The 1868-nt window shown below is 67.9% G+C and carries 1 protein-coding gene; it reads left to right on the top strand.

The features are described from left to right. Window positions 1-179: 179 nt before the first annotated feature. The coding region (locus AB0I88_RS41225; RefSeq protein WP_361037745.1) for an IS1634 family transposase at window positions 180-1868 on the top strand (1689 nt) is incomplete at its 3' end.

Below are 1868 nucleotides of genomic sequence, written 5' to 3'. Positions count from 1 at the left end.
CCGGGGTTCCACAGATAATCGCGGTTTGAGGTTGGTCCGCGGGATCGTGTCGCAGGTCAGGGCGTTGCACACTAGCGGAAACGGCGAAAAGCCCTAGTGACACGGTTTGCTCCTTTACTTGATGTGAGCTGCCTGGATGTCTTGATCGCATAGCGGCTTGATCGCTAGGGTCGCTGTTCGTGTACGTGAAGCGTTCGACACGTAAGACGGCCGGCGGCGCGACGGTCGGCTACCTGCAGCTGGCCCACAACGAGTGGGACCCGGCGGCGAAGGTGTCCCGGACGAAGGTGTTGTACTCCTTCGGCCGGGAAGACCAGCTCGACGTCGCCGGGATCCGGCGGCTGGTCGCGGCGTTGTGCCGGCTGCTGGAGCCCGGCGACGGGCTGGCCGCGGCAGCGCCCGCGGAGCTGCGGTTCCTGGAGTCCAGGGCCCTGGGCGGGGCTTTCGTGCTGGACGGGCTATGGCGCAAGCTGGGCATCGACGCCGCGATGCGGCGGATGCTGACCACCACACGCATGGAACCGCGGGTGGAGCGGATCCTGTTCGCGCTGGTCGCGAACCGGGCGCTGGCACCCAGCTCGAAGCTGGCGGCGACCCGCTGGATCGAGCACGACGTGGTGATCGACGGCCTGGACGCGCCGGTCGTCGATGAGTCCTGCTACCGGGCGATGGACTGGCTGATCGACGTCGAGCCGCAACTCGCCCGGATCGTGTTCGACAACACCGCCGACCTGCTGAACCTGGAGGTCGACCTGCTGTTCTTCGACACCACCTCCACCTACTTCGAGACCGGGGACGCCGACGCGCAGGTCGGCCGCGACGAGCGCGGCGTGCCGGTCACCGACGGCGAGACGGCGGTGAAGCAGGCCGGGTTCCGGACCTGGGGCAAGAGCAAGGACTCCCGAGGCGACCTGCCGCAGATCGTGGTCGGGATGGCCGTCACCCGCGACGGGATCCCCGTCAGATGCTGGGCCTGGCCTGGGAACACGGCCGACAGCGCCCTGATACGGCAGGTCAAAGATGACATGCGGGACTGGTCACTCGCACGGGTCGTGTGGGTCGCCGACCGCGGTTTCACCTCGGCCGAGAACCGGCGCTACCTGCAGAAGGCCGGCGGGCACTACATCCTCGGGGAGAAACTGCGCGGCGGCACACCCGAGGCCGAGGCCGCGCTGTCCCGGCAGGGACGCTACCGCCACGTCGCCGACAACCTGCAGGTCAAGGAGGTTCGGCTGCACTCGGACCTGGCCGACGACCGGTTCGTGATCTGCTTCAACCCCGACGCCCAGGTCCGCGACGCGGCCGTACGCGCCACGATGGTCACGATCCTGCAGGACATGATCGACGGCTCGGACAAGCTGACCCGCGACAAGCGCGCCGAGCTACGCGGCGTCATCTCCACCAAACCCGGCCTCAAACGCTACCTGCGCACCACCCCCGGCGGGTTGCTGCGCGTGGACAAGAAGGCCATCGACGCCGAGGCCAACCTGGACGGCAAGTTCCTGCTGCGCTGCTCGGACCCGAAACTGTCGGCCGAGGACATCGCCCTGGGCTACAAGCAGCTTCTCGAAGTGGAACGCGGCTGGAGAGACATGAAGTCGATCATCGACATGCGGCCCGTCTACCACCGCGCCGAGGACCGCATCCGCGCTCACGTGCTGCTGTGCTGGCTGGCCCTGCTGCTCATCCGCATCGCCGAGACCCGCACCGGCCAGACCTGGACCACCATCCGCGACGAACTCCAACGGCTGCACCTGGGCACCTTCACCGGCCCGGCCGGCTCGTTCCGCCAGCGCACCGAACTCACCGCGACGCAGAAGAAGATCCTCACCGCACTCGGCCTGCCCGAACCCCGCCGGATCTTCGAG

It is taken from the genome of Actinoplanes sp. NPDC049802, assembly GCF_040656595.1.
Taxonomy (GTDB): Bacteria; Actinomycetota; Actinomycetes; order Mycobacteriales; family Micromonosporaceae; genus Actinoplanes.
Note: the sequence above shows the minus strand (reverse complement) of the source record. Positions and strands in the feature narration are given on the sequence as shown.